This is a genomic window from Saccharicrinis fermentans DSM 9555 = JCM 21142 (assembly GCF_000517085.1).
In the GTDB taxonomy this organism is placed as follows: domain Bacteria; phylum Bacteroidota; class Bacteroidia; order Bacteroidales; family Marinilabiliaceae; genus Saccharicrinis; species Saccharicrinis fermentans.
Genome location: NZ_KI912107.1, coordinates 2013051 through 2038616 on the forward strand (window position 1 = coordinate 2013051; position 25566 = coordinate 2038616).

The window sequence follows — 25566 nt, forward strand, 5'->3', positions numbered from 1 at the left end:
CGGGAGGCGCTGATAGTTTACTTATTATTGTTACATTTGAAACCAATGATAGGAGTAGACTATCAGGCTCTACTCTAGGCCACAAGCAGGGCTCAGCTAACAAACAGATAACGAAAAACTAATGACAGAATTTTGGGAAGAAAGTTTTAAGGATAAGAAAGAAATGTGGGGTTTTAAACCTGCAGATTCTGCCATTGCAACCTTAGAGCTGTTTAAAAATATCGGATTAAAAAAAATATTAATACCTGGATTTGGATATGGGAGAAATGCAAAAATATTCATTGACCAAGGATTTGATGTAACTGGTATTGAGATTTCAGAAACTGCAATTAATTTGGCCCAAAAACGTTACGGGGATAATTTGAAAATTCATCATGGTTCTGTTTCAGAAATGCCGTTTGATCAATATTTATATGACGGGATTTATTGTTACGCTTTGATTCATTTACTAAATGAGTCAGAAAGAGAAAAACTGATTAATAATTGTTATAATCAACTTAATTCAAATGGATATATGGTCTTTATAGCGATTTCAAAATTGGATGCTCGCTATGGAAGTGGAGATGAAATTAGTAAAGATACTTTTAAGACAGGATATGGGGTTAACTTGTTTTTCTATGATTTGGATTCAGTAAAAAATGAATTTGGGGATTATGGATTGATTAAAGCAGAAGAGATTAGGGAACCATTAATGAATGTTGACAATAAACCTTCGCAAAGATTTATTCAGATAATATGCAGAAAATAAATTATAAACTCCAGTGGCTAATAAATAGGAATATGAGGCGGTCTGCAAGACTCAGCGTTGAGTTCACGTTGTACTACACCTGATTTGATACCTGCTCAGTATTTTAAGCGTGTTTTGCTTGTTACCTTTGGAACTAATGATAAAAGTAAGCTATCAGGCTCTACTCTACTGTGTCATGCCGAGAAACCACATTGAAACATTAATTTAAATTTGAAAGTATGAAAGAAGGATTGATAATAATTGATATTCAGAATGACTATTTTGACAAGGGAACAATGCCACTTGTAAATTCAGACAATGCATGTAAAAATGCAAAACTTCTCTTGGAAAGATTTAGGTCTAAAAATTTACCTGTGATTTTTATTCAGCATATTGCAACAAGACCTTTGGCGACATTCTTTTTGCCGAATACGAAAGGAGCCAAAATACATGAAACTGTGCGTCCGATGGAGAATGAAAGGGTAATTATTAAACATTTGCCTAATAGTTTTAAAGAAACAAACTTGCTTGATTTCCTTAAAGAAAAACAAATTACAGATTTAGTAATTTGTGGAATGATGACTCATATGTGTGTTGATGCAACTACAAGGGCTGCTAAAGATTTTGGATTTAATATTACAGTTATTGGTGATGCTTGTGCAACAAAGGATTTAGAAATTAATGGACAGCTTGTAATTGCAAGCGAGGTTCAGAATAGCTTTTTAGCTGCATTGAATTATTTTTATTCGACAGTAAAAACTACAAAACAATATTTGAATTAAAATTAGTTGACTACATTTATTATATCGTTGACTTATAGAGTATCACTTGAAAGGATTGACGAAGAATCAAATAGTTCATGAATGCAATATACTTAAAAATAGCACTTTATAAGGTAGTATTGTGCACTTTTTTATTTTACGTCCATACCATAAGTCATCAAGAGGATTTACTATTCGCGAAGTTCAATAAGTAAATGTGGAGACAAAATAGAGTAACGATCTTTGTTGCCTTTAGCTTGGCATATTCTTATTTGATTGCGTTCAGAAATTATATCAGTCACCTTCATATTAATAAGTTCACTACGTCTGAGACCTGCAGAATAAATGAATGATAAAATACATCTGTGCTTGATGATGTAAGTATTCATTAATTTCGTTAATACCAATTTCTAAAAGATCATCATTCTTAAATGCAGTACAAAAATCTCTCATGTATTTCGAATAAATTCTTATGGTACTCTCGCTATATCTAAGTCTTTCTAATTTCTCCCAATATCCTTTGGGTAAGTTTATTTGGTTTCTTGTTTTATTTGTGTGCCCATTTAACTTTACAGAAATAATGTTCATAAACATTAAAAAAGCTAAATCAGCAAACAAAATAATTGTAGAAACTTCTGTTTTTTCTGTCTTTGATAAGAAAGCTTCAAAGACAAGGCTTTCTATATTTTTGAAACCAAGGAGTTTACTGATGGTAAATGACTGTTTCAAAAATGAGAATAACGCAATATTTGGAGTTTTTTTGCAAAGACTATTTAACAGCTAAATAAAAATGAGGTCACACTCAAGTCACACCTCAAATATGGTTTACATTCGTTTAAACTGATTTACTTAAAAACAAAAAAGCCTGTAATTCGTGAGATTTACAAGCTTTTGATACAAACTAATATTTGCTTCGTCGGGATGACAGGATTTGAACCTGCGACCCCTGGTCCCCCAGACCAGTGCGCTAACCGGGCTGCGCCACATCCCGAAACAACCAACACTATTTTTTGCATTGGGAGTGCAAATATATAAAAATCTTCAGCTTTTAATAAAGCTTATAAGGTAAAAAATAAACTTTTTATCATATAAATATTCAATTCACTTACATATCAAACACATACAGTTTTTCATTTTAACGAAGATACTAAGCCAACATGCAACCTTTCACAAACTTTGCTGTCTTATAATAAAAATAACCATGTTCAACCCCAATAATTTACTATTGATATTTTTTTTGCGCAAGGCAAGCCATTTTTTAATAATTTTGCACCGGATTTAATGCAAAGCATGGAAGAAAAAGAATTACTACAAAGATTATCGTTAGGTGATGAAAGTGCCTTTCAAGAGATTTTCATGCGCTATTACCAACAATTGGTTGTATTTGCCAACAAGATGGTATATGATCTTGATCAATCCAGAGATTTAGTCCAAGAAGTTATTGTTCATTTTTACGAAAAACGAGATCACATCGAAATTCACACTTCCCTAAAAGCTCATTTATACCAATCAGTTCGAAACCGTTGTCTTAATTATTTAAAAAGAGAACAAACCATACGTAATCACCATTCAAGAATTTTTGAGGAAAGAAAAGAAAGTCATCAAGAATTTTTAGATTTAATGGAAGAAGCCGAATTAGAAAACAAAATTTTCAACATTATTCACGCATTACCTAAACAGTGTCAAAAAATATTCGAAATGAGTCGTTTCGACGGCAAATCAAATGCAGATATCGCAGAAGAATTATCAATATCAAAAAGAACTGTTGAAACACAAATCAGCAATGCGCTTAAAAAAATAAGAGCAAAACTATTTAGTCACATGGCTTTAACCATCATTTCTCTTTCCTGTATCTTCCTGAGCAATTTTGCTTATGGTTAAGATTTATTCTAAATAACTCCCTATTCAATTATTTTCATACGTGTAATCAAACAAACAATTGTCTTACTAAAACAAATTCATCTTTAACACTATTAATATGGAATTTTTACTTCAATTATTGGCAGAACTAATTAAAGGAAACGAAATTGAAAATACAGTTAACACTATTGAAGACCGTGAAATAGTTGAAGTAGAAGAAAACACTGAAACACAAAATATATTTGGAATGATGCATTTTCATTAAACCAATATCATTTATTGTCCGTATATATTTTATAATTACAGGGAGAGTGAAAGACGATAACAAAAATATAATTCAGCTTATCATTGGTTTTTTAACCCATGATATAACAGACGATGAGTTAAAACAACTGGACGTTTGGAAAAAATCTACACCTGAGAACCAAGCGAAATTTGAGCAGTATGAATCCGCTTGGTTAAAAAGTAAGAATCTTAAAGTATTCCAACAAATTGATATTGAAAAAGACTGGAAATGCGTTCACAAACAGATTAACAAAAATAAGCACCCTAATAATTCCCTCAAGAGATTTAGTATCTCTGTCAGAAAAATAGCCGCTGTCTTTATTCCCATTCTTTTTATAGCATTATCGGGTCTATTATATTGGAATGTTCCCGGTTTTGGTAGACTAAGTGCTTTTAAAAGCAGCACAGTCATTCAATCAGTTACCTTACCCGATGGTTCCAAGGTAACGCTCAACAAATACAGTAAAATCATCTACCCTAACAACATAGCAACCGCTGCATCCCGTGATATAACATTAAGTGGAGAAGCCTTTTTTGAAGTCTTCCATAACAAAACACCTTTTAAGGTAGAAACCGGAGATGTCATGGTACAGGTATTAGGAACAAAGTTCAATATACAAGAAATTAATTCAGATATTGCGGTTTCAGTTATCTCTGGTAAGGTAAACGTTTCCACACCACACAAACAATTAAAATTAACCAAAGGCAAAAGAGCTATTTGCAGCAATGGGCTTTTAATTGAAGAGTATGGAGAAACAGAAAATGATATTTTTTGGTATTCGCATCAATTACGATTCAAGCAAGCCAACCTGATAGATATCTGTAAAGAATTGCAAAAAAACTTTGAAGAAATAAAAACCGTTAAAATTAACACCAACGATCTAAGCACCAGGGTCACTACATCCTTTGACAACCAAAACTTAAAAGACATTTTAGAGGAGTTACAAATTCATTTCAATAAAAAACTAATATTTGACGGCAAAACCTTAACTGTCTCTGATTAAAAATCCATATTTTTACGGGATTTCAATCATATTTGAATGGTCAAATCCCGTAAAATAAAATTAATTCTTCTGACCATGCTTCTAAGCCTTAGTTGCATTGTCAATTCTTTTGCACAATCCATACTCGATAAATTTGTTACTATCCAAATAAAATCAGGTTCCACCGCCGAAATTTTAAATGCCATAGAGATAGAAACAAGCATAACGTTCAGTTATAGCAATAAGGTATGTATCAGTGACTACATAGAGCTTTCAAGCAACAGAAACACCATCAAAGGCTTTCTTGATGAAGTTTTTGCGTCATGTGCCATTGATGTAACAGAGAAGAAGAGAAAGATTTTGATTCTTCCCGAAGAAATTCAGCAAGCGGAAAAATTTACCATAAGCGGCTTTGTAAAAAATGTTGAAAATGATGAAATACTCATCGGATCGTCTATTTACGATGCAGTATTATGGGAGGGAACCACATCCAATAATTTTGGTTTTTACAGTTTAACCTTACCCAAAGGTAACATTATTCTTAACTGTTCATTTGTTGGATATCACTCTGTACAGCATTCTTTTTTCTTAGACAAAGATACCATTATAAACTTTGACCTACTGTATAACACCAAATTGGAAGAGATTCCCGTCGTCAGTTTCATTGTCAAAGAAGGCATCAACACCACCCGTACCAGTACCATAAACGTACCCATAGAGCAAATTCAAAAGTTTCCAGCATTTTTGGGAGAGGTAGATGTCATCAAAACCCTACAACTGTTACCAGGTATAAATAGTGGTAGCGAAGGTGTCAGCGGACTCTTTGTCAGAGGCGGAGGCGTAGACCAAAACCTATACCTACTCGATGATGTTCCAGTCTACAACATATCTCATCTATTCGGCTTTTTCTCGGTATTTAATGCCGATGCATTGAATAACATATCAGTAACCAAAGGAGGTTTTCCGGCTCGTTATGGAGGAAGACTATCGTCAGTGATAGATATACGAATGAAAGATGGTAACCAAGAAAAGATTGGTGGTACCGTAAGCATTGGTATGATGTCCTCCAAATTTGCTTTGGATGGTCCTTTATACAAGGACAAGACCACCTTTAGTTTATCCGTTCGAAGATCCTATTTTGATTTATTCGCGATGCCCATCCAGTCGCAAAGCAATACCCGTACGGCCTTTTACTTTTACGACACCAATGGTAAGATAACACATAAACTTTCTAATAAGAGCAAACTATACCTAAGTTTTTATGGTGGACGCGATCGCTTTTTCACCAAATATAACTACAACAAGGTACGCGACCCCAACCAACCCGCCGACGAAAACCACACCCTGGACATTAACGACCAGGGATACTCCGGATGGGGTAATGCAGTAGGATCGCTACGCTGGAACCAAATATATAATGAAAAGTTATTCTCCAATATATCATTATCATTTAGCAACTACTCCTATTTTGTGGGCTACGAAGAACACTCTATCTCACCCGGCATATGGAATTATTTTGAACAAAGATACCACAGCGGAATCTCGGATGTGATGCTCAAAACCAATTTCGATTATTTTATGAACCCCAAACATCACATCCGCTTTGGCACTTCTTATACAAATCACAGCTTTAATCCTGGAGCAGATGTACTAAGGCGAACTCAAAATACAACTACTGTATTAGATTCAACCATTGGTGGCAACAAGGTCTTCGGACAAGAAATGTTTTTATATATAGAAGATGACTTTGCCATAAGCCAAAGTCTGAAAATGAACCTAGGCATACATACCTCCACATACAACACTCAAAACAAAACCTACTACTCGGTTCAACCCAGGATATCCGCACGCTTATTATTAGACCCTAAGTTTGCTATTAAAGCAGCCTATTCTAAGATGACACAATATATGCATTTATTAGGATCTTCATCCGTTTCACTACCTACCGATTTATGGATTCCAGTTACCAGCAATATTGCTCCCCAACACGCCAATCAAATAGCCCTTGGAATCAAATGGCAGTGGCAACAAGGCTTCGATTTAACCGTTGAAGGATATACAAAAGACTATAAAAACCTGTTAATTTCGACTTACAACCGATCCATACTAAACAATAACCCCAGTGCACTAAACAATTTAACATATGGCAATGGGTATTCAAAAGGAATAGAACTACTTATACACAAAAAAACAGGCAAACTCACCGGATGGATTGGTTATTCCTTATCCAAATCAAGGCAAAAGTTTCAGCAGATAAATAACGGCAAAGAATTTCCTTCGGCCAACGACCGCGGCAATAGTATCGGGCTTTTCAGTAATTATAAGATTCACGATCAGGTTGACCTTGCCCTCACCTGGTCTTTCGGCACAGGCAATGCAGTTACCTTACCATCACAAAAATTCTACACCCCTACCCTTCCCACACAGGGTACATTAGACGAATCCACCACGTCCTATTCTGAATATATTGACAATATCAATAACTACAGAATGCCAAAATTTCATCGCTTAGATGTTGGTGTCAATTTTAAAAAAGAAAACAGATTAGGACACCGGACATGGAGTTTTGGCTTGTACAACGCATATGGTCAACAAAACGCATTTTCAATCTATTTCTCAACCGACATTGATGAAAATACCGGTGAAGTAACCCGACACCTGAAACAACTCAGTATATTCCCTGTTCCTCTTCCATATATTCGTTATACATTAAAATTTTAATCCAATTTGAATGAAAAAGTATAACCACATAGCAATTCATCTAACACTATTCTTTCACATACTCCTACTAACGGGTTGTGAAAAAGAATTAGAATACCAAATAACCAATCAAGAACCACAAATTGTAATGTATGCTTTCCCCATGCCCGACAGCATCCTACAGTTGCATGCCAGCTATTCTACGCAAATATTATCCACCAACGATTACGATGAAATCCAGGATCTTGAATATACAGTTTCTGTAAATGGAATTGAACAAATCAATGATCAATATCCCGAAGGAGCAGAATGGGTAAATATCCCTGAAATCCGAAGTAAGACCAATGATACTATCCAAATCACTTACCTGTTAAAAGATGGCACCAGTATTTCAGGAAGCACCACCATTCCTTTACCAGTCTCCATTTTAAGTCTGGATACCGCCCAAACCTCATATGTAAACGATGAAGGAGACAACGAGAATATGTTAAGGTGTACACTAGAACTTAACGATCCTAATACAGAAGATAACTACTATCAAATACGGGTAGACCATATCGAAGATATTACTTCTACGCCACAAGTAAGCAATACCATTGATTACATAAAAGAAGACAAGGTATTTTTAATCCGTGATGACGAATCTGTTCTTTTAACCGATGTTGACTTTTTGGGCACCTTCACCGACCATTTATTTAACGGAAATAATAATAAAATTAACTTCTTGATTCCAGAAGAATATTTAAAACAAAACACCCAATTTATAATTTATTTATACACTTTAACTCCCGAATATTATCAATTTTTACGAACATCATTAGAGGAAGAAGCCTTTAGAGATTATCCTATTTTTGAACCCGTTAATATATATACCAATATTGAAAATGGAATTGGTGTCGTTGCAGGATTGGCAGTTGATACCTGTACAATAGTGATAAATTAACACCTCCTGTTTTTTTGTCAGTATTTTAATGACATTTTTTTATTAATTTGCTATATTCTAAAAAGGCACTAATTTTGAGATACAGAAATGTAAATATATAAATGAGTACAAATAATAAATTTAATATATAGTTATGGCATTGTTTGAAAAAATGGATTTAGAATCTGACAATAAAGCTTCAAAAGAAGTAACAGCAACAGAAAAAGTAAAAGTATTGATTATAGGTTCAGGACCAGCCGGGTATACCGCAGCCATTTATGCTTCAAGAGCTAACTTAAGTCCTGTTCTATACGAAGGCATGCAGCCTGGCGGACAATTAACCACCACTACTGAGGTAGAAAATTACCCTGGATATCCCGATGGAACTACGGGAACAGCAATGATGGAAGATCTCAAAAAGCAAGCTGCTCGTTTCGGTGCTGACATTCGTTTCGGATATGCCACTGCCGCCGACTTATCTGAGCGACCTTTTAAAATTACGATTGATGGAAATAAAATAGTTGAAGCAGAGTCTGTCATTATTGCCACAGGTGCAACAGCTAAATATTTAGGTATCGAAGATGAACAGAAATATGCTGGCTCAGGGGTTTCTGCGTGTGCAACCTGTGATGGTTTTTTCTACAGAGGCAAAAAAGTAGCTGTAGTAGGCGGTGGCGATACTGCCTGTGAAGAAGCCTTATACCTTGCCGGGCTAGCTGAAAAGGTATATATGATTGTACGAAGAGATGAACTTAGAGCGTCGAAAGTAATGCAACAAAGAGTATTTGATGCACCTAACATTGAAGTATTGTGGAAGCATCAAACAAAAGGATTAACAGGTGATGGTGTTGTGGAAGGTGTAGATCTGTACGTGAACAAAGGCGAAGCAAACCAAGAAGAAGTTCATATTGCCATCGATGGATTCTTTCTGGCCATTGGTCACACTCCTAATTCCGACATTTTTAAAGATTATTTAGAGACCGACGAAGTGGGGTATATTCAAACCATTGGAAACACCGCAAAAACCAACGTTGATGGTGTATTTGCCTGCGGTGATGTAATGGATAACCAGTACCGACAAGCAGTTACTGCTGCTGGCTCTGGGTGTAAGGCTGCCATCGATGCTGAAAGATTCCTGGGTGAAAATTAATTTTCATTATACAATATATCAAACACGGATCTCCTTTGGGGAGGTGCCGTGTTTATTTGATTCTGGTATAATTATAGAATCTACATGAATAACTCGCTTAGCAAGCAAAAAATTTATCAATCTGCAAAGAAAAATTTCCCATTCCAAACCACGCACTATCACCTCAAGTGCGCCCTTGAAGCTTTCTCGCCAGCACTGGCCACGGCTATTGTTCTGGCCTGCCCTACGGTCTTTACCCTGATAGATGTTTTTTAATGGGAATTACTCATTGTCTGAGAATTTCGTATTATGATTATGGATAAATTGTAAATTTCCAGGCTTTACTTGAATGCATATTTAAAATTGAAAACCTTATATCTATATGGAGAGGGTAACTTTCTTCTTGTGATATTTTTGTTGCTTATGCAAGAACACATATGTCCTTTTTGTCATTGCCACAAAAAGGACCAAAAAAGTCTAGAACAATAGATCACTACCTCCCCTACATCAAGCTCCAATTCCTTCCGGCACACAAAACCATACCCATAAGGCCAACCGCACTATCACCTCAAGTGCGCCCTTGAAGCTTTCTCGCCAGCACTGGCCACGGCTATTGTTCTGGCCTACCCTACGGTCTTTACCCTGATAGATGTTTTTTAATGGGAATTACTCATTGTCTGAGAATTACGTATTATGATTATGGATAAATTGTAAATTTCCAGGCTTCACTTGAATGCATATTTAAAATTGAAAACCTTATATCTATATGGAGAGGATAACTTTCTTCTTGTGATATTTTTGTTGCTTATGCAAGAACACATATGTCCTTTTTGTCATTGCCACAAAAAGGACCAAAGAAGTCTAGAACAATAGATCACTACCTCCCCTACATCAAGCTCCAATTCCTTCCGGCACACAAAACCATACCCACAAGGCCAACCGCACTATCAACTCAAGTGCGCCCTTGAAGCTTTCTCGCCAGCACTGGCCACGGCTATTGTTCTGGCCTGCCCTACGGTCTTTACCCTGATAGATGTTTTTTAATGGGAATTACTCATTGTCTGAGAATTACGCATTATGATTATGGATAGATTGTAAATTTCCAGGCTTTACTTGAATGCATATTTAAAATTGAAAACCTTATATCTATATGGAGAGGATAACTTTCTTCTTGTGATATTTTTGTTGCTTATGCAAGAACACATATGTCCTTTTTGTCATTGCCACAAAAAGGACCAAAAAAGTCTAGAACAATAGATCACTACCTCCCCTACATCAAGCTCCAATTCCTTCCGGCACACAAAACCATACCCACAAGGCCAACCGCACTATCAACTCAAGTGCGCCCTTGAAGCTTTCTCGCCAGCACTGGCCACGGCTATTGTTCTGGCCTGCCCTACGGTCTTTACCCTGATAGATGTTTTTTAATGGGAATTACTCATTGTCTGAGAATTTCGTATTATGATTATGGATAAATTGTAAATTTCCAGGCTTTACTTGAATGCATATTTAAAATTGAAAACCTTATATCTATATGGAGAGGATAACTTTCTTCTTGTGATATTTTTGTTGCTTATGCAAGAACACATATGTCCTTTTTGTCATTGCCACAAAAAGGACCAAAAAAGTCTAGAACAATAGATCACTACCTCCCCTACATCAAGCTCCAATTCCTTCCGGCACACAAAACCTTACCCACAAGGCCAACCGCACTACCACCTCAAGTGCGCCCTAGAAGCTTTCTCGCCAGCGCTGGCCACGGGGCTATTGTTCTGGCCTACCCTGCGGTCTTTTGCCGATAGTTTCTTATACTAATGGAAGATATTCATTAAATGAGAAATACAATTTTGCTCAAAAAACACAATCATCCCTTTGGCTATTTTTCTTTGGCAAATGGCCAAGCCGCTATTCCTCCTTCTAACACTTTCACATTTTTATATCCATGCGCTTGTAAAATAACAGCCGCCTCGTAGCCCCGCAATGAAATTTTACAATAGGTTATTATTTCTTTGTTTTTATCATTGGGTAGTTCACTTAAACGCTTCCGTAAAACACCCAAGGGAATCAATGTCTCTCCAATACCCAGACGGGTTTGTTCATATTCATCACCACCACGCACATCCAAGATAAACATCGGGTCACCAGCCGCTAGCTTTTTGTTTAATACCATAGCAGAGATACCATTAAAAACACCTTTTATTTTATTTTGCATGATATGAGCAGTAGCAATACTGTGATCTATGGCCAAAGAAAAAGGAGGGGCATAAGGCAAGTCCGCATTCACCATATCCTCAATCCTAAGCTGACCTTTTATAGCCGTTGCCCAAATGGCCAATTGCTTACTTACATCACCAGGTCCCAAACATTGTGCGCCCAGAATCTTACCAGTCTCCTTATCTGCCAATAATTTTGTTACCAATAATTCGCCCCCCATAAAACCCGGTTTATCCGAACTGGCATTCATAACCTTCACATAATTGAACCCGGCCTCCTGAGCCTTGGCTTCAGATAGTCCGGTGATACCAATACCATAGTCAAATAATTTACAAATACCCGTTTGAATCGTTCCCGGAAAAGAAATCTTGTTACCAATCATAGCATTCTCTCCAGCCACACGTCCTTCCAAATTAGCTAAATCACCATAGGGAGCCAACACATTCTTACCCGTAATAATATTTTTTATCTCACAGCAATCACCAACAGCATATATATCCTTTATGGATGTTTGCATAAATTCATCTACACAAATACCGCCCAAGTCACCTATTTTTATCCCTGCCTCCCTGGCTAATTTCACATTGGGTTTAACACCAATAGCTACCACCGCCTGTTCACAAGGAATCTCTATACCATTTTGCAGTTTCACCCCCGTTAACTTTCCATTTTCACCTAAGAACTCCGCTACACCATTTTGGGTGATAACATTGGCCTTCTGCTTTAAATAATTCTCCACCAACTTGGCCATCTCCCAATCTAAAAAAGTTAGCAACTGAGGTAAAAGTTCAATCATGGTAAGCTCAATACCCGCAAGATGCAATGCCTCCAACGTTTCAATACCAATCAACCCTCCCCCAATCACCACCGCCTTTTTCACTTTACCTTCATCTTTTATCTTTCTAAGGTAATCTGCATCCTGCATAGATTGTAATGTGCATATGCCTTCCAATTCTGTTCCCGGAACCGGAGGCATATTAGCTGTTGCTCCTGTTGCAATAATCAGCTTATCATAGTCTTGGACTCCTTGGGATCCTGTTTTCAAATCAACAAATTCCACCCTCTTATGTACACTATCTATTTTTGTTACTTCGGTGTTGACCTTGGCCACAATTCCTTTCGCATTCCAATAAAAATTTGGATCCCGAACTACCCCTGTAGGAGTACAAAGCAACTGATTTCTATCGTCAAAAAAGCCGCCCACAAAATAAGGATATCCACACGATGCCATGGACAAATCTTCCCCTTTCTGAAATAAGCTTATCTCGGCGAACTCATCCACCCTGCGAGCTTTTGCAGCAGCTTTAGGACCCGCTGCCGACCCACCAATAACAATAATCTTTTTATGCATAAAATAATCTGTTTATTCATTAAATCATTCCCACCACCTCCCCAACTACTTTTATAAGCGTTTACACACACTACAACAAGCAATATTCAAAGATCAAGCCTTGCCTTTGCCCATACCTTTACCAAGACCTCTACCTAATCCTTTTCTTCTTCCTTGTCCCCTTCCCCTCATATTATCAGCGGACGAAGTACTTACATTACTGTCATTGGATGAAGAACATTTCCCCATTCCTCTACCTGTCTGTGAACCTTTACCTTCTGGTCCTGTTTTGTCAAATCGTGGCATAACTAATTAATTTAAAATGTTTAACAATTAATTTTAATAGTATTTGATTTGCTTTGCTCCCCTAAAGATAGTGAGAATATTCTCATTATAAAAATATTTTTTTTACTTCTTCATTATTTTAATTCGAAAAATACATTGGAAAATCTAGTACGAAGTTCTATAATAAAACAGGATAGACTATATTCAACTCTCAACAAAGTAAAATAGCACACACCAACCTTCTTTTAATAGGGCCTGAATGTTTTGAGTCCCCGCCCTCCTTTACTGAATTTTAGCGTTTAATACACTCTTTAACTCTTCAACTAAATCAGCATGTTGCTTCGCTACATTTTGAGTTTCTTTCTCTGCTGACATATGATCATACAATTCGACAAAACCATCTTTATGAATGGTTATCCGATGCGTTGTTGTTCTTAAAGTCCAAGCATTATTTTTATAAGCGATAGCAGGATGACCTGTCACATCAGGTTTTTCCAGTATCTTCTTCAGCGATACCCCTTGTACAAATTTAGGCACTTCGAGCCCAACCAAATCACATAAGGTAGGAAAGATATCCAATGATTCCACGATGGCATTGGTTTTGGTTCCCTTACATTTCATCCGAGGATAGTGAATAATCATAGGAGAAAGCAAAGATTCCTCGAACAGGCTATGTTTTCCCCAAATGGCATGTTCCCCCAAGTGCCAACCATGATCACCCCAAAGTACAACTACGGTATTTTTATATGCTCCAGTCCGTTTCAGTTCCGCAAGAATTTCACCTACTTGCGCATCAGCATAAGTAACACAGGCTGCATAATGACGACGGACTCGGTCAGCAAAGGCAGCATCACTATTCGGGTCTTTTCCCCAGCGGTTATAATTCATAAATTCAGCAGAATTATGCCAAGTGGTCTTACCTTCCGGTTTCTGTGGATATTTGATTTCAGGAAACCGAACACCATCATACATATCCCAATAAACTTTCGGGGCGCCGAAAGGTAAATGAGGTTTAATAATCCCAACAGCAAGAAAAAAAGGTTTATCTTCATTTTCAGCAAGTACCTTTAATTGTTTCAAAGCCTCGTTAGTTATTGCACCATCCGGATATATGTTATCACCTCCCTCAACCGATTGAAAAACATCCATATCCCCAGGGTTATTTCTTATTTCTCCGTTTGCTAGCCCGTGCATCATCCCACGAGGGTGCTTCCATTCTGCAACGGGCATCAGGTGTTTATCCCATGCTTGAGGAATTTCAATGATCATACTATCATTCCAATCATCGCCACCTCTTCCTCCTGGATAATGTGATACTTTCCCTACAGAAACGGTCGTATAACCATGCATTCTAAACCATTCTGGCATGCTCGGATCAATACGAACTCCTTGTTTTATTTTGCTTGCGCGCAAAAAAAGTGCATTGTTGTTTGCTGGTCCATACTGACCTGTTAATAGTGTATAACGCGATGGTCCACAACTTGGTGCATTCACAAAATGTTGTAAAAAAGAAACTCCATTTTCTGCGAGTCGATCAATATTGGGTGAAAAAATATAACTAGCCCCAAAACTGTTCAATTCAGGACGAAGGTCATCAATGCAAATAAGTAAAACATTGGGTTTTCCTTCGTCGGTAGGTGCTGCACACTTCGTAAATAATAGAGCACATACAAACAGCACCCCGAAAAAAATATTTTTTTTCATTCTTAAAATTTAATAGAGATTCTATCATACACGAACCATACACAAAAAATCAGGCATGCATGTATTTCTTTACGAGCAGGCAAACACCCTATGGATTAACTATTGACCTTTCCTCCTTATTCAAAAATCCCTAAGGTCATCTGGTCTTTCACATTGTGATACCTTAAAGACGCTTTAATACATTCTTTTAATTGCATCACAGGAATAGTCTGATTTAGCTGAAAAATAATGGCTCGCTTTCCCTCATATTGAAATTTACGATCAAAAATCAAGCGAAAAGTATCTACCAATCTGCTTGAGCATTGAAAATACATGGCATATTGTTTTGGTAACTTTGCTTTCCAATCCATTCGTAAAGTACTTCCATTTTTTGTAACAAAACTAGGCTCCCCCCATTTCAATGTCTCTTGTAAAACCAATACATCTCCCATTTCCTCGGCCGTTTCTTTAACCAATGTTCGCAAATATTGCATCTGATCCCGAACAGAGTCGGGATAATTTGCGAATACTTCATCAACGCTCGCATCCGTTCTTACGATTAGCTTACCCATATATTACTTGCTTTACACCCGTATCGTTTATATGTAATAATTAAATTTTCAATGATCCGATAACACTCGCCCCAGAGTCATTTCCCTTGGCTCGTTTCGCACAACAATTGCAAATTATGATTAAAATACTGATTTTTAACAACAACAAAGTCAAAAATAAGATTTGTTTTTGTTCATTTCATCCAAAGCTTCCTTTTTTTTCAATATTTTATAAAAATGTTATTCTATATTTCTCAGTAAACAGAAAATTTCCATTTATATACGAAAGATCCATTAATAGACTACAGGGTAGGCCACCCCAATAGCCTCAAAGCCGGCTTTAGCCAGAAGCAATGAACCCAGAAAATGCCTTAGATGGTCTATTGTGAAGTCTAATACATCACGCGTGTTTAAGGCTGCATTTGAGGTGGTTGTGCGCTTGTTTTTGAAGAGAAAGGTTGTGTACAGGACGGAATTATCAGTCCTAAAAAAATTACATATAAAAAAGGCTGTCTCCAACAGATGGAAACAGCCTTTTATTATAATGCTAATATGAACCACTTAGCTCACTTATTTTAATTCAAAGCTTCCTTTCAGGCCATTCAGAGAGCTGGTTCCCACCATCACGTCAAACCATCCAGGTTCTACCATAAAGTTTCCTTCTCCATCATAAAATCCTAATTCATTTTCTGTAAGAAGAAAAGTTACGGTTTTAGATTCTTTCGCTTTCAGTGTTATTTTCTCAAAACCTTTTAATTCTTTTACGGGACGAACTACCGCCGCAGTCACGTCATGCAAGTACAACTGCACCACTTCTTCCCCATCCCGATCACTTACGTTGGTTACTTTTACCGACACCTTCATTGCTTTCGGGTCTGCATCATCAATAGCCAGGTCACTATAAGTAAATTCCGAATAACTTAAACCATAGCCAAAAGGAAATAATGGGCTATTTTTCTCATCCGTATAATGTGACCAAAAAACACTATTTTCACTACCAGAAGGCCTTCCAGTGTTAAATTTATTGTAATAAATAGGACATTGTCCCACGCTACGAGGAAAACTCATAGGCAATTTCCCAGAAGGATTATAAGCACCAAACAACACATCAGCAATAGCATTACCTGCTTGCGTACCCAACTGCCAAGCTTCAACAATTGCAGGAATATGGTCTGCTGCCCAGGGCAATGCCAAGGGACGTCCATTGGTAAGTACCAACACTATATTTTTATTTACTTCATATACCGCTTCCAACAAGTCTTGTTGAACCCCCGGCAAGTCTATATTAGCACGACTACGGCCTTCTCCTGAATGAAACCCATGCTCACCTAACACCATTAACACCACTTCCGATTTTTTGGCCAGGCGAATAGCTTCGGCAAATCCACTTTTATCTGTATTGTTTATATTCAGTTCTGTGACAAAACTAACATCACCAGTCACCACGTCAGCACCCTTGACATAGGAGTAATTAGAAGTATACTTATTTAAGCCTTCCAACACCGAGATAGCTGTACCATCATCAGATCCCACACGCCAACTTCCCAACGGACTTGTTTTATCATTGGCCAAGGCGCCTATTACCGCTATTTTCTTCTGGTTTTTAGACAAAGGTAAGATAGCACCTTCATTCTTCAACAATACAATAGATTTACGTGCCATATCCAACGCTGCCGCCTGATGATCATCGTGATACAATAGTTCTTTTTCACGCGACGCATCACAATACTTATAAGGATCCTCGAATAAGCCCAACTCATACTTCAAGCGAAGAATTCTTCCTGCAGCCTCATCAACGACTGCTTCTTTTACTTTTCCTTCTTTCACAAGCTCCACCAAATAATCAACATAAGCACTCGATTCCATATCCATATCGGATCCGGAGTTAGCGGCAAGCATCGCGGCTTCTTTAAGGTCGGCAGCAAATCCATGGCTAATCATTTCGAAGGCACTACCCCAATCAGACACCACAAATCCTTTAAAGCCCCATTTTTCTTTTAAAATATCTCTTTGTAAGAATTTATTACCTGTGGCAGGTACCTCATTTACAATATTAAATGCATTCATCACCGTTTTCACATCAGCTTCAACCGCTGCTTTAAAAGGAGGGAATACCACGTTATATAAGGTTGTAGTACCAATATCCACGGTATTATAATCTTTTCCTGCCTCCACAAAACCATAGGCTGCAAAATGTTTAGCGCAAGCAGCAATCGTATTACTGGCAGACAAATCATCTCCCTGAAAACCTTTGATACGAGCCACACCTATTTTAGCACCCAAGTAAGGATCCTCTCCGGCACCTTCCATCACACGTCCCCAACGCGCATCCCTATAAATATCCACCATAGGAGCAAACGTCCAGTTAATGCCATTTGCAGAAGCCTCTATGGCTGCAATACGAGCTGACTTTTCAATCGCCTTCAAATCCCAACTAGCCGATTCTCCCAGAGGAATAGGTGTTAATGTTTTATGTCCATGAATCACATCCAAACCAAAAATCAGAGGAATACCCAAACGGGTTTCTTCCACCGCTACTTTCTGTAAGGCCCTTACCTGATCCACCCCTTTTACATTCAAAAAAGAGCCCACGAGTCCACTTTTCAGATGTTTATATTTTTTTTCAGCATTACCTCCAGTAGGAGCCGGTCCTGTTGCATCATAAAAACCATTATATTGCACCATTTGTCCAACTTTTTCTTCAATGGTCATTTTTGCCAACAGATCATCCACCTTTTTATCGATAGAATCATTCATTTTTCCGCTCTGCTTCTCTGATAAGGAGCAAGCATGCAATAAAAAAATCGCTAAAATTGCGAAACCCAATACACTTTTTTTTGTCATATTTTGAGAACTTAATCGGTTACTATATTTTATATTCGATACTGCCATAAAACCAATATCTGCATTTGAAAATCAATCACACATCAAACAGGATAAATTTACATTTCCATCCATGTTCAATCATTCGCTCCACATTTATTTTTGATAAACCCGCACATAATCCACCTCCATGGTTTGCGGAAAGATGGCATCATCCACCCCATGTATACCTCCCCAGTTACCGCCTACAGCAACATTCAGTAATAAATGAAAAGGATCATCAAAAGGCCACTTCTCCGAATCATTGGATTCCTTCTTAAACGTAAATACCTTTTTATCATCCACAAAAAAGTCACACTTTGTTTCTGACCACTCCAACGCATAGGTATAAAAAGCATCTTCAGCTTTCGGTAGGTAAACCGTGCCTCCTTTTTGGGTATGTTGCATCCCATTAAATGCACCTGTATGCACCGTAAAATAAACGGTATCGGGATGATAGCCCACATGTTCCATCATATCAATCTCTCCACTATGTGGCCAATTACCATATTTATTCTCGGTTGGAAGCATCCAGATGGCCGGCCAAATACCGATTCCACGGCATAATTTTGCCCGCACCTCAAAACGACCATATAACCAATCGCCTTTGTGCTTACTTGTTAGCCGGGCCGAAGTATACGCATTAGGAAAACCTTTCTCTTTACGAGCAGTGATATGCAGTTTTCCATTATCTACCCAAGCATTTTCTTTTCTTCCCGTAGTATAGTATTGTAATTCATTGTTACCCCACCCCCATGCATTACCAACCGTATCATAGTTCCATTTCAATTCATTAGGTAAACCCGTATAATCAAACTCGTCACTCCAAACCAGCTTATAATTATTTTGTTGCTTACAACTACTAAATAGCAGAACCACACTAAACAATATTAAAATATGTCGTATCATTATTACCCATTACTCTTAATAAACTTCAACTCAAATCCTTACACTCTTATATATTTTATATACCCTAACGAAAGAATATCTCATAAACGAGATTTATTCCTCTATTTCACTATAAAACTTTTGTAAAGTATAAAATGCTTTTTTTCGATTTCCGGTTTCCGAGATCAAACCTTTTCTGTTCCATCCATCCTGATATGGAATCAAGACTCTACGGGGAGATCGAAAATCAGCCAATATCCAGGGAGCGATACCACTAATTTGTGGAATTCTATATAAAACAGGCAATGTTTCTTTGTACAATAGATCTTGAAACTCTTCGCTCCAAACAGTAAGGCTATCCGCATGATACCCTTGCAATGCACCTGCTCCAAACTCAGAAATAACAACTGGCTTATCCATATCTATTTCCCAACGTATGTTCTTTATATTTTCCACATCTCCCCAATACCATCCGTAATACTGATTAAAACTCAGTATATCCACTACATCAGCAAACTTATCTCCGATAACCATGGTATTCCCTCCGGGTACGGTACTATGCACCTCCAATGCCGCACTGATTAAACGCGTATTATCAAGAGAACGTGCCTTTTCTGCTAGATTAGATAAAAAAGTAAAACGAGCATCCGATTGTGGCGTTTCGTTGGCCATAGACCAAATGATCACCGATGCCCTGTTCTTATCTCTGGTAATTAACTCACTAAGTTGTTGCGCTGCTTTTTTATATGTTTCAGGATTCTCCCATTGTATAGTCCAGTAAACTGGATTTTCGGACCAGACAAGTAAACCCATTTCATCCGCTAGGCGTACCATATTCTCATTATGTGGATAATGGGCTAAACGAACAAAATTACAACCAAGTTCCTTTGCCCAACCCAAAAGCATTTTCGCATCTTCCATAGAATATGCGCGTCCACCACGCATGGCATTTTCTTCATGAATACAAATCCCTTTTAAAAAAACAACTTCATCATTCAACAGAATATCAGCTCCTCTTGTAGCTATTTGTCGAAATCCTATTTTATCTTGGATTTCATCGTCACCGGCACTAAAACGCACCTGATAAAGTTTAGGGTTTGAATCACTCCATAAACTCAACTTTTTAACCGGCACAGTAAAATTTACCCTACCCATCTCATCGGTAAAATATTCTTTATTCAATTTAAGCTCGGGTATATTTAACGAGACCCGTGTATTCGCTTTACTTTCACCATTCAGCTGTACATATCCATTTAACAATTTCTTATTTTCCTTATCCAGCTGCAGACTATAATCTTCAATAAAGGTCTTACTCAGCGCATACACCATTACATCTCTCGTAATTCCACCATAATTCCACCAGTCGGTATTTAAAGTAGGCACTTCATCAGCGGCTCTCTTATTGTCTACGCGCACCACCACAAAATTACCCTTTGCTTTAACAAGGCCAGTCATTTCAAAATTAAAGGGCGTAAAACCACCTTTATGCATACCTAACTTTTTCCCATTTACATATACATCTGCTCTATAATTTACAGCCCCAAAATGAATATAATATCGCTTACCTTCATCAAATTCAGGAATATCAAATGATTTTTTATACCACAATGTACCTTCGTAATAAAATAATTTTTCTTTTTGAGAATTCCAGTCGCCTGGCACCAAAAGTGTGGGTGCTTTGTCAAAATCATATTCAATTAGGTCTTTCTTCGACTTAGGTTTCTCGTTTAAGAAAAAGGCTCCTGCACCTGGGTTGGTCGATCCATCATGGGGTTCCCATCGATAATTATAATAACCTGTTTCATATACATCCACAATGTAATTCCATTTACCGTTTAAAGTAAACCCACTGCGCAAATAGGTATTTTGCAACAAATTATCTGTTCCAAGAACATTTACACTAACCAATAATAATATTAAAGCAACTAGTTGTTTCATATGTTTATAATTTGTTTCTTAATGGTCATATGGAACTCGCCGGGAATCATTTGCTTCATAAGTATGATCTAATTCCCTTGGCTCGTTTCATTTTATAGTAATATTTGCACGTTTATTCATAAACTCTCACATAATCGACTTCAAGTGTTTGTGGAAAAATGGAATTATCTATTCCTTGAGCACCACCCCATGTACCACCTACAGCTAAATTAATAATGATAAAATGCGGTTTATCAAAAGGCCAGTTGTTAGCAGTTTTTATGGATGGTGCATAGGTATGCACAACATTTTCCAGAGAATCCACATAAAACACAATCTCATCCTCTGTCCAATTGATTCCGTATATATGAAAATCTTCTTCTGCCGTTTCTAAATCCATGGAGCTTCCACTTCCATTGCTACCAGATCCATCTGTTGTATGAACCGTTGAATGTACAACGTTGGGCGTGTACCCCACATATTCCATTATGTCTATTTCGCCACATGCCGGCCATCCAACCGAATTTATATTCGTCCCAAGCATCCATATTGCTGGCCAAACACCTCGTCCTGCTGGAAGTTTTGCACGGATTTCAACTTTACCATAAGTAAACGCCTGCTTACCCATGGTTACCATACGTGCTGAAGTATAGGAACCTGTTGTTGTATTATCATCCACCTTTTGGGCGGTGATAATCAGCTTTCCGTTCTCTACCCTGGCATTATCACCATCGGTATAATATTGCAGCTCATTATTTCCCCAACCCCAATCACCATGACCCACTTCAAAAGTCCAGTTTTCAGTATTGATAGCCGACTGATCAAACTCATCAGACCAAACCAAACCTTCTTCAACCGGCTTATAATCCGGATCATCGGCCATTATTTGGATGGTTTTACTGACGGTTTTAACATCGCTACTTTTATTGGATGGCCCAAATACCGTAAGTGTTACCGTATAATCTCCTTTTAAAGGATAGTATGCCGTCCCCTGGTAATCCCTATTTGACTGAGCTCCGGAAGTTTCTCCATTTCCATAATCCCATTCTATATATAGATAATCTCCCGATGAGGCGTTGGTAAAGCTTACAATATTGGCATTTACTTCAAACTCAAAATCAGCCACATAATCCTTTTCATTATCATCACTGCCTGAACAGGAGACAAATAAAAGAATTTGAAAACAGACAATAAGCTTTTTAAAGTAACCCAATCTCCTTAGAAAATAATACATATCCATCAGTTTAAAGCAAATAAAATGCCCTGGACATGACATAGCACATCCAGGGCAACAAAAAATTATAAAAGCATAAAATCGTCCATATAGAAAATTCCATGATTACAATGACCTTCGTTTCCAAACTGGATCACAATCTGATCAAAATCAGTTCGAGCAGGTACATCACTAAAATCAAACGTCAATTCAATCCAATGATCAAAATCTTCATCACTAACCGTAAATGATCTCACTTCTTGGGTTGTATATGCATCTCCTCCCAATGAACTATTCTGCAACTTCACGTCCACTTGTGGCATCAAATTATGGGTAGACATCCATGAAGATACTCCATTATCGCATTCCGTTTCATAATCATTAAAACCAGGCATATAAACCTTCATGGTAAATACATTTCGTTCAGACAAATCCATTTTATGACTCAATACAGCTTTCACATTACTCCACTCACCATCACCCTTAGAATAAATAGCAATATTTTCAGACTCATTAACAGGTACAGGAGCAAAGTTTTCTATGGTATCAAACCTGTCTATTTCAGAAGTAGACCACTCAATATTTCCATTGCCTTCAAAATCATCCATAATATCCAGTGCTAACAAATCCTTGATTTCTTCTTCAGGCTCTGGTGTTAATTGATCCACAGGTCTGAATCTTGTGAACCAGTAAAAATTTGATTTACTATCCCAAAAAGCCACTTCCAAAAGATCATCGCTTAGTTCCACAATTTGGTATTCGTTAGCTCCAGCATAATAACCAAGAAATCCTCCTCCATTAACAGTTAAAACCCCGTCCAAATAAGAACACACATAATCACCCCCATCAAAAGGCATGATATAATCACTTCCTTCAGGCTCTTCGTTACCCTCGGGCGTACCTAAATCAGAAGCCCAACTGGCATTGGCATACACATAACCATTGGTTAACTGATTTACCACAAGACCCGATTCATTGATAGAAAAAGTAAATCTATCATCGTAAAAATTTCTTTCGGCCTTATCATTTACATTTGCACCGTACCATTCAATAGGGTTATCCAGGGTTGGTCCTAAACCAAAATGCCCTTTAGAATAGGCATCGACCGCCCATACCTGTGAGCCATCTCCTACAAGCTGATCGTAAGGATAACCAGATAAGAATGCCATATTATCCTGATCAGTAACAATATCCTGTTCCAGCTCAACAGTTCCTCCCTGATTAATCACCAATAACTTAACCGTGTAAGTACCTGCAAAAGTGTATTGAGCAATGGCCGTATCATTCATAATTGTCACCCCGTTTCCAAGATCCCACTTAGATGTCACTCCAGCCGTATTATTAACCAGCAGGTATTCATTGATTGTTTCCGTTGGTATTATTTCCCAGTCAATCTGGTCTGCTGTCAAATTAGCTGGTGCACTATATTCATCAGGGCTACAAGATGTCACCGCCAACAACAGCACTATAAAATATACTAAATTTTTCATGCGTTTAATATTTTCATTTGTTGCATGAAAGTCGCCAGTCTTCATCATTTCCCTGTACTTAAACAGTGATGTTATGGCTCGTTTCATGCGTTTATACTTAAATTTTACATGGTCGATTCACACAAAGCGTCTCATCCATCTACATACTTTTACATCAAGTTAGTAACCATCGTTTTGCACCAAAGCATAATTAGATAATGCGATCTCACTGGATGGAATAGGCCAGAAACCTCTTGCTGCAGTATTAACCCCCGAATCATAAATGCCTCCAAGATTAGTCGCCTCAATAGCTCCTGTTAGCACATCCATTCCTTGTCTAAGCAAATCCCAGTAACGAATACCTTCGTAAGCAAACTCCCGCTTTCTCTCCTCAAATATCTGCGCTACACTTACCTCTCCCACAGGAGAATAGGCATCTCCAAAGGCACGAGCTCTTACCCTATTGTAATGTTGCACAGCATTGCCATTTGTACCTATCTTAGCTTCCAATTCTGCAGCCATTAATAAAACATCCGCAAAACGTATGGAGATATAATTTTGGGGAAAATTCAATTCTGGTTGACCAACTTCGGGCACCTGACTTTTTAAGCCAGCATATTTTTTGTTAAAATAACCCGTATGTTGATCACCTATTGAATAATTACCTTCGCCCAACTCCAAGTCGGCATCAATCAAGGTTAAATTCCTTCTTATATCACCATCTTCATAAGAATCATATAGCTGTTGTGTTCCTGTAGCAAAACTCCATGAACTATAATATTCAGAATCATCCGGCGTACCTCTGGGGCCAACAAACACCACCATTTTATTTCCGGTATCATAGGAAACACTAGACCATTGCCAGCTTTCTCCCTGGTTCGAAAACTGAATCTCAAATATACCTTCCACTGAATTTTCTACCCAAGCATCATCCACTTCTGAATGTCCCCAAAGACTGGCAAAATCAATGAGGTCAGCTCCGCTATTGTCAATAATATCGTTTAGATAAGCCAATGCATTAGCACCAGTTACATTACCAGGCATGGTTGAAGTTCCATCACCACTTCCATAAACGCCATCATAGAACAAATAAATTCTGGCTAACAAGGCTTGGGCAGCCCACTCGGTCACCCTACCTTTTTCTGCGTCACTATAAGTAACACCTGCCAAACTATCTTGTGCTGAAATCAAATCTGAAGCAATTTGCGCATATACATCATCAACAGGTGCCTGAGTCTGTACATATTCATCTGGCTCTAATACATGAGTAACCAAAGGAATATTTTCAAACATTCGCACCAAATTTGCATAATAATAAGCCCTCAAAAACAAGACCTCACCAGTATACTCTTTTCTGTGTTCATCAGAAATATCAGCACCATCTAATTTTTCAAGAAACAAGTTCGCCCGATAAATACCGACATAATGATCATCCCAAATTGATTTCCACATTTCTTCTGATGCAGTTGTATTACCTCTATTCACTTTTTTCAAATCAACCCCATCGGTAGAACTGGATCCTCCACCATAACAATCATCTGAAGCAATATCCAGCGTCAGCTGAATAGCACTTCCCCAATTCCTTTGCAATGGTTCGTAAACAGCAACCAATGCCCGATACATATCATCTTCTGTTTGATAAAAGTTTTCATCTGTTTGCCCCGTCACTGATTCCTTTTCAAGGTAGTCTTCACATCCCATCAAAGCAACAGCGAAGAAAAGCATATATATCATTCTTTTCATCTGCTTAAAAATTAGTAAAACTTCATTAGCCAGTACAAATTTCA

Annotated in this window: 20 protein-coding genes and 1 tRNA gene; 9 read left to right on the forward strand and 12 right to left on the reverse strand. The window is 37.7% G+C overall.

Annotated elements, in window-relative coordinates; translation table 11 throughout:
- Positions 1-121 precede the first annotated feature (121 nt).
- Positions 122-748: a class I SAM-dependent methyltransferase gene (locus CYTFE_RS0107925; RefSeq protein ID WP_027471369.1), complete on the forward strand. Its 627-nt coding sequence runs from the start codon at positions 122-124 to the stop codon at positions 746-748.
- A gap of 218 nt (positions 749-966) precedes the next feature.
- Positions 967-1509, forward strand: a complete 543-nt coding sequence (locus CYTFE_RS0107930; RefSeq protein WP_027471370.1) for a cysteine hydrolase family protein — start codon at positions 967-969, stop codon at positions 1507-1509.
- A gap of 170 nt (positions 1510-1679) precedes the next feature.
- On the opposite strand, the gene CYTFE_RS31855 is transcribed toward CYTFE_RS0107930, so the two are convergent.
- Positions 1680-1877, reverse strand: coding sequence for a tyrosine-type recombinase/integrase (locus tag CYTFE_RS31855; protein WP_081735943.1), 198 nt, complete (start codon positions 1875-1877; stop codon positions 1680-1682).
- Between the two features lie 527 nt (positions 1878-2404).
- Positions 2405-2479: transfer RNA gene (locus CYTFE_RS0107940), tRNA-Pro, on the reverse strand.
- 299 nt (positions 2480-2778) lie between these two features.
- Here CYTFE_RS0107940 and CYTFE_RS0107945 point away from each other — a divergent pair.
- From CYTFE_RS0107945 to CYTFE_RS29895, 7 genes are all read left to right on the forward strand, one after another.
- The gene (locus CYTFE_RS0107945; RefSeq protein ID WP_235208365.1) at positions 2779-3369 is read left to right on the forward strand and encodes an RNA polymerase sigma-70 factor; all 591 of its coding nucleotides are present in this window, start codon (positions 2779-2781) and stop codon (positions 3367-3369) included.
- A gap of 97 nt (positions 3370-3466) precedes the next feature.
- Positions 3467-3613: a hypothetical protein gene (locus CYTFE_RS29890; protein WP_154665632.1), complete on the forward strand. Its 147-nt coding sequence runs from the start codon at positions 3467-3469 to the stop codon at positions 3611-3613.
- Positions 3614-3659: 46 nt separating this feature from the next.
- Positions 3660-4637, forward strand: a complete 978-nt coding sequence (locus CYTFE_RS0107955; protein WP_027471373.1) for a FecR family protein — start codon at positions 3660-3662, stop codon at positions 4635-4637.
- Between the two features lie 36 nt (positions 4638-4673).
- Positions 4674-7337 (forward strand): TonB-dependent receptor, encoded by a 2664-nt coding sequence (locus CYTFE_RS0107960; protein ID WP_027471374.1) that lies wholly within the window; start codon positions 4674-4676, stop codon positions 7335-7337.
- Between the two features lie 10 nt (positions 7338-7347).
- The gene (locus tag CYTFE_RS0107965) at positions 7348-8259 is read left to right on the forward strand and encodes a DUF4249 domain-containing protein (protein WP_027471375.1); all 912 of its coding nucleotides are present in this window, start codon (positions 7348-7350) and stop codon (positions 8257-8259) included.
- Positions 8260-8392: 133 nt separating this feature from the next.
- Positions 8393-9388: a thioredoxin-disulfide reductase gene (gene trxB / locus CYTFE_RS0107970; RefSeq protein WP_081735945.1), complete on the forward strand. Its 996-nt coding sequence runs from the start codon at positions 8393-8395 to the stop codon at positions 9386-9388.
- 84 nt (positions 9389-9472) lie between these two features.
- Positions 9473-9643, forward strand: a complete 171-nt coding sequence (locus tag CYTFE_RS29895) for a hypothetical protein (protein ID WP_154665633.1) — start codon at positions 9473-9475, stop codon at positions 9641-9643.
- 1600 nt (positions 9644-11243) lie between these two features.
- Here the strand turns inward: CYTFE_RS29895 and CYTFE_RS0107975 are convergent.
- The 10 genes from CYTFE_RS0107975 to CYTFE_RS0108020 all read right to left on the reverse strand — a co-directional run bounded on the left by CYTFE_RS0107975 (position 11244) and on the right by CYTFE_RS0108020 (position 25522).
- Positions 11244-12932 carry an FAD-dependent oxidoreductase gene (locus CYTFE_RS0107975; protein WP_027471377.1) on the reverse strand — a complete coding sequence of 563 codons (1689 nt, stop codon included), beginning with the start codon at positions 12930-12932 and terminating at the stop codon, positions 11244-11246.
- Positions 12933-13025: 93 nt separating this feature from the next.
- Positions 13026-13217 (reverse strand): DUF5320 domain-containing protein, encoded by a 192-nt coding sequence (locus tag CYTFE_RS0107980; RefSeq protein ID WP_027471378.1) that lies wholly within the window; start codon positions 13215-13217, stop codon positions 13026-13028.
- 261 nt (positions 13218-13478) lie between these two features.
- Complete coding sequence (locus CYTFE_RS0107985; RefSeq protein ID WP_027471379.1) at positions 13479-14900, reverse strand: sulfatase; 1422 nt, start codon at positions 14898-14900, stop codon at positions 13479-13481.
- 116 nt (positions 14901-15016) lie between these two features.
- On the reverse strand, positions 15017-15451 hold the full coding sequence (locus tag CYTFE_RS0107990; RefSeq protein ID WP_027471380.1) for a DUF1801 domain-containing protein: 435 nt from the start codon (positions 15449-15451) through the stop codon (positions 15017-15019).
- A 549-nt stretch (positions 15452-16000) separates the two neighbouring features.
- Positions 16001-18274, reverse strand: a complete 2274-nt coding sequence (bglX, locus tag CYTFE_RS0107995; RefSeq protein ID WP_027471381.1) for a beta-glucosidase BglX — start codon at positions 18272-18274, stop codon at positions 16001-16003.
- A 135-nt stretch (positions 18275-18409) separates the two neighbouring features.
- Positions 18410-19201 (reverse strand): glycoside hydrolase family 16 protein, encoded by a 792-nt coding sequence (locus CYTFE_RS0108000; RefSeq protein ID WP_052343083.1) that lies wholly within the window; start codon positions 19199-19201, stop codon positions 18410-18412.
- Between the two features lie 93 nt (positions 19202-19294).
- Positions 19295-21118, reverse strand: a complete 1824-nt coding sequence (locus CYTFE_RS0108005) for a glycoside hydrolase family 2 protein (protein ID WP_027471383.1) — start codon at positions 21116-21118, stop codon at positions 19295-19297.
- Positions 21119-21230: 112 nt separating this feature from the next.
- Positions 21231-22331, reverse strand: a complete 1101-nt coding sequence (locus CYTFE_RS25610; RefSeq protein ID WP_161636285.1) for a family 16 glycosylhydrolase — start codon at positions 22329-22331, stop codon at positions 21231-21233.
- Positions 22332-22396: 65 nt separating this feature from the next.
- Complete coding sequence (locus CYTFE_RS0108015) at positions 22397-23887, reverse strand: PKD domain-containing protein (protein ID WP_027471385.1); 1491 nt, start codon at positions 23885-23887, stop codon at positions 22397-22399.
- Positions 23888-23959: 72 nt separating this feature from the next.
- The gene (locus CYTFE_RS0108020; protein ID WP_027471386.1) at positions 23960-25522 is read right to left on the reverse strand and encodes a RagB/SusD family nutrient uptake outer membrane protein; all 1563 of its coding nucleotides are present in this window, start codon (positions 25520-25522) and stop codon (positions 23960-23962) included.
- Between the last annotated feature and the right edge of the window lie 44 nt (positions 25523-25566).

Excerpts from the sequence above, each read along its gene's own strand:
- CYTFE_RS0107925 (WP_027471369.1), top strand. The coding sequence starts at position 122 with ATGACAGAATTTTGGGAAGAAAGTTTTAAGGATAAGAAAGAAATGTGG.
- CYTFE_RS0107930 (WP_027471370.1), top strand. The coding sequence starts at position 967 with ATGAAAGAAGGATTGATAATAATTGATATTCAGAATGACTATTTTGAC.
- CYTFE_RS31855 (WP_081735943.1), bottom strand. The coding sequence starts at position 1,877 with ATGAATACTTACATCATCAAGCACAGATGTATTTTATCATTCATTTAT.
- CYTFE_RS0107945 (WP_235208365.1), top strand. The coding sequence starts at position 2,779 with ATGGAAGAAAAAGAATTACTACAAAGATTATCGTTAGGTGATGAAAGT.
- CYTFE_RS29890 (WP_154665632.1), top strand. The coding sequence starts at position 3,467 with ATGGAATTTTTACTTCAATTATTGGCAGAACTAATTAAAGGAAACGAA.
- CYTFE_RS0107960 (WP_027471374.1), top strand. The coding sequence starts at position 4,674 with ATGGTCAAATCCCGTAAAATAAAATTAATTCTTCTGACCATGCTTCTA.
- CYTFE_RS0107965 (WP_027471375.1), top strand. The coding sequence starts at position 7,348 with ATGAAAAAGTATAACCACATAGCAATTCATCTAACACTATTCTTTCAC.
- trxB (WP_081735945.1), top strand. The coding sequence starts at position 8,393 with ATGGCATTGTTTGAAAAAATGGATTTAGAATCTGACAATAAAGCTTCA.
- CYTFE_RS29895 (WP_154665633.1), top strand. The coding sequence starts at position 9,473 with ATGAATAACTCGCTTAGCAAGCAAAAAATTTATCAATCTGCAAAGAAA.
- CYTFE_RS0107975 (WP_027471377.1), bottom strand. The coding sequence starts at position 12,932 with ATGCATAAAAAGATTATTGTTATTGGTGGGTCGGCAGCGGGTCCTAAA.
- CYTFE_RS0107980 (WP_027471378.1), bottom strand. The coding sequence starts at position 13,217 with ATGCCACGATTTGACAAAACAGGACCAGAAGGTAAAGGTTCACAGACA.
- CYTFE_RS0107985 (WP_027471379.1), bottom strand. The coding sequence starts at position 14,900 with ATGAAAAAAAATATTTTTTTCGGGGTGCTGTTTGTATGTGCTCTATTA.
- CYTFE_RS0107990 (WP_027471380.1), bottom strand. The coding sequence starts at position 15,451 with ATGGGTAAGCTAATCGTAAGAACGGATGCGAGCGTTGATGAAGTATTC.
- bglX (WP_027471381.1), bottom strand. The coding sequence starts at position 18,274 with ATGACAAAAAAAAGTGTATTGGGTTTCGCAATTTTAGCGATTTTTTTA.
- CYTFE_RS0108000 (WP_052343083.1), bottom strand. The coding sequence starts at position 19,201 with ATGATACGACATATTTTAATATTGTTTAGTGTGGTTCTGCTATTTAGT.
- CYTFE_RS0108005 (WP_027471383.1), bottom strand. The coding sequence starts at position 21,118 with ATGAAACAACTAGTTGCTTTAATATTATTATTGGTTAGTGTAAATGTT.
- CYTFE_RS25610 (WP_161636285.1), bottom strand. The coding sequence starts at position 22,331 with ATGTATTATTTTCTAAGGAGATTGGGTTACTTTAAAAAGCTTATTGTC.
- CYTFE_RS0108015 (WP_027471385.1), bottom strand. The coding sequence starts at position 23,887 with ATGAAACGAGCCATAACATCACTGTTTAAGTACAGGGAAATGATGAAG.
- CYTFE_RS0108020 (WP_027471386.1), bottom strand. The coding sequence starts at position 25,522 with ATGAAAAGAATGATATATATGCTTTTCTTCGCTGTTGCTTTGATGGGA.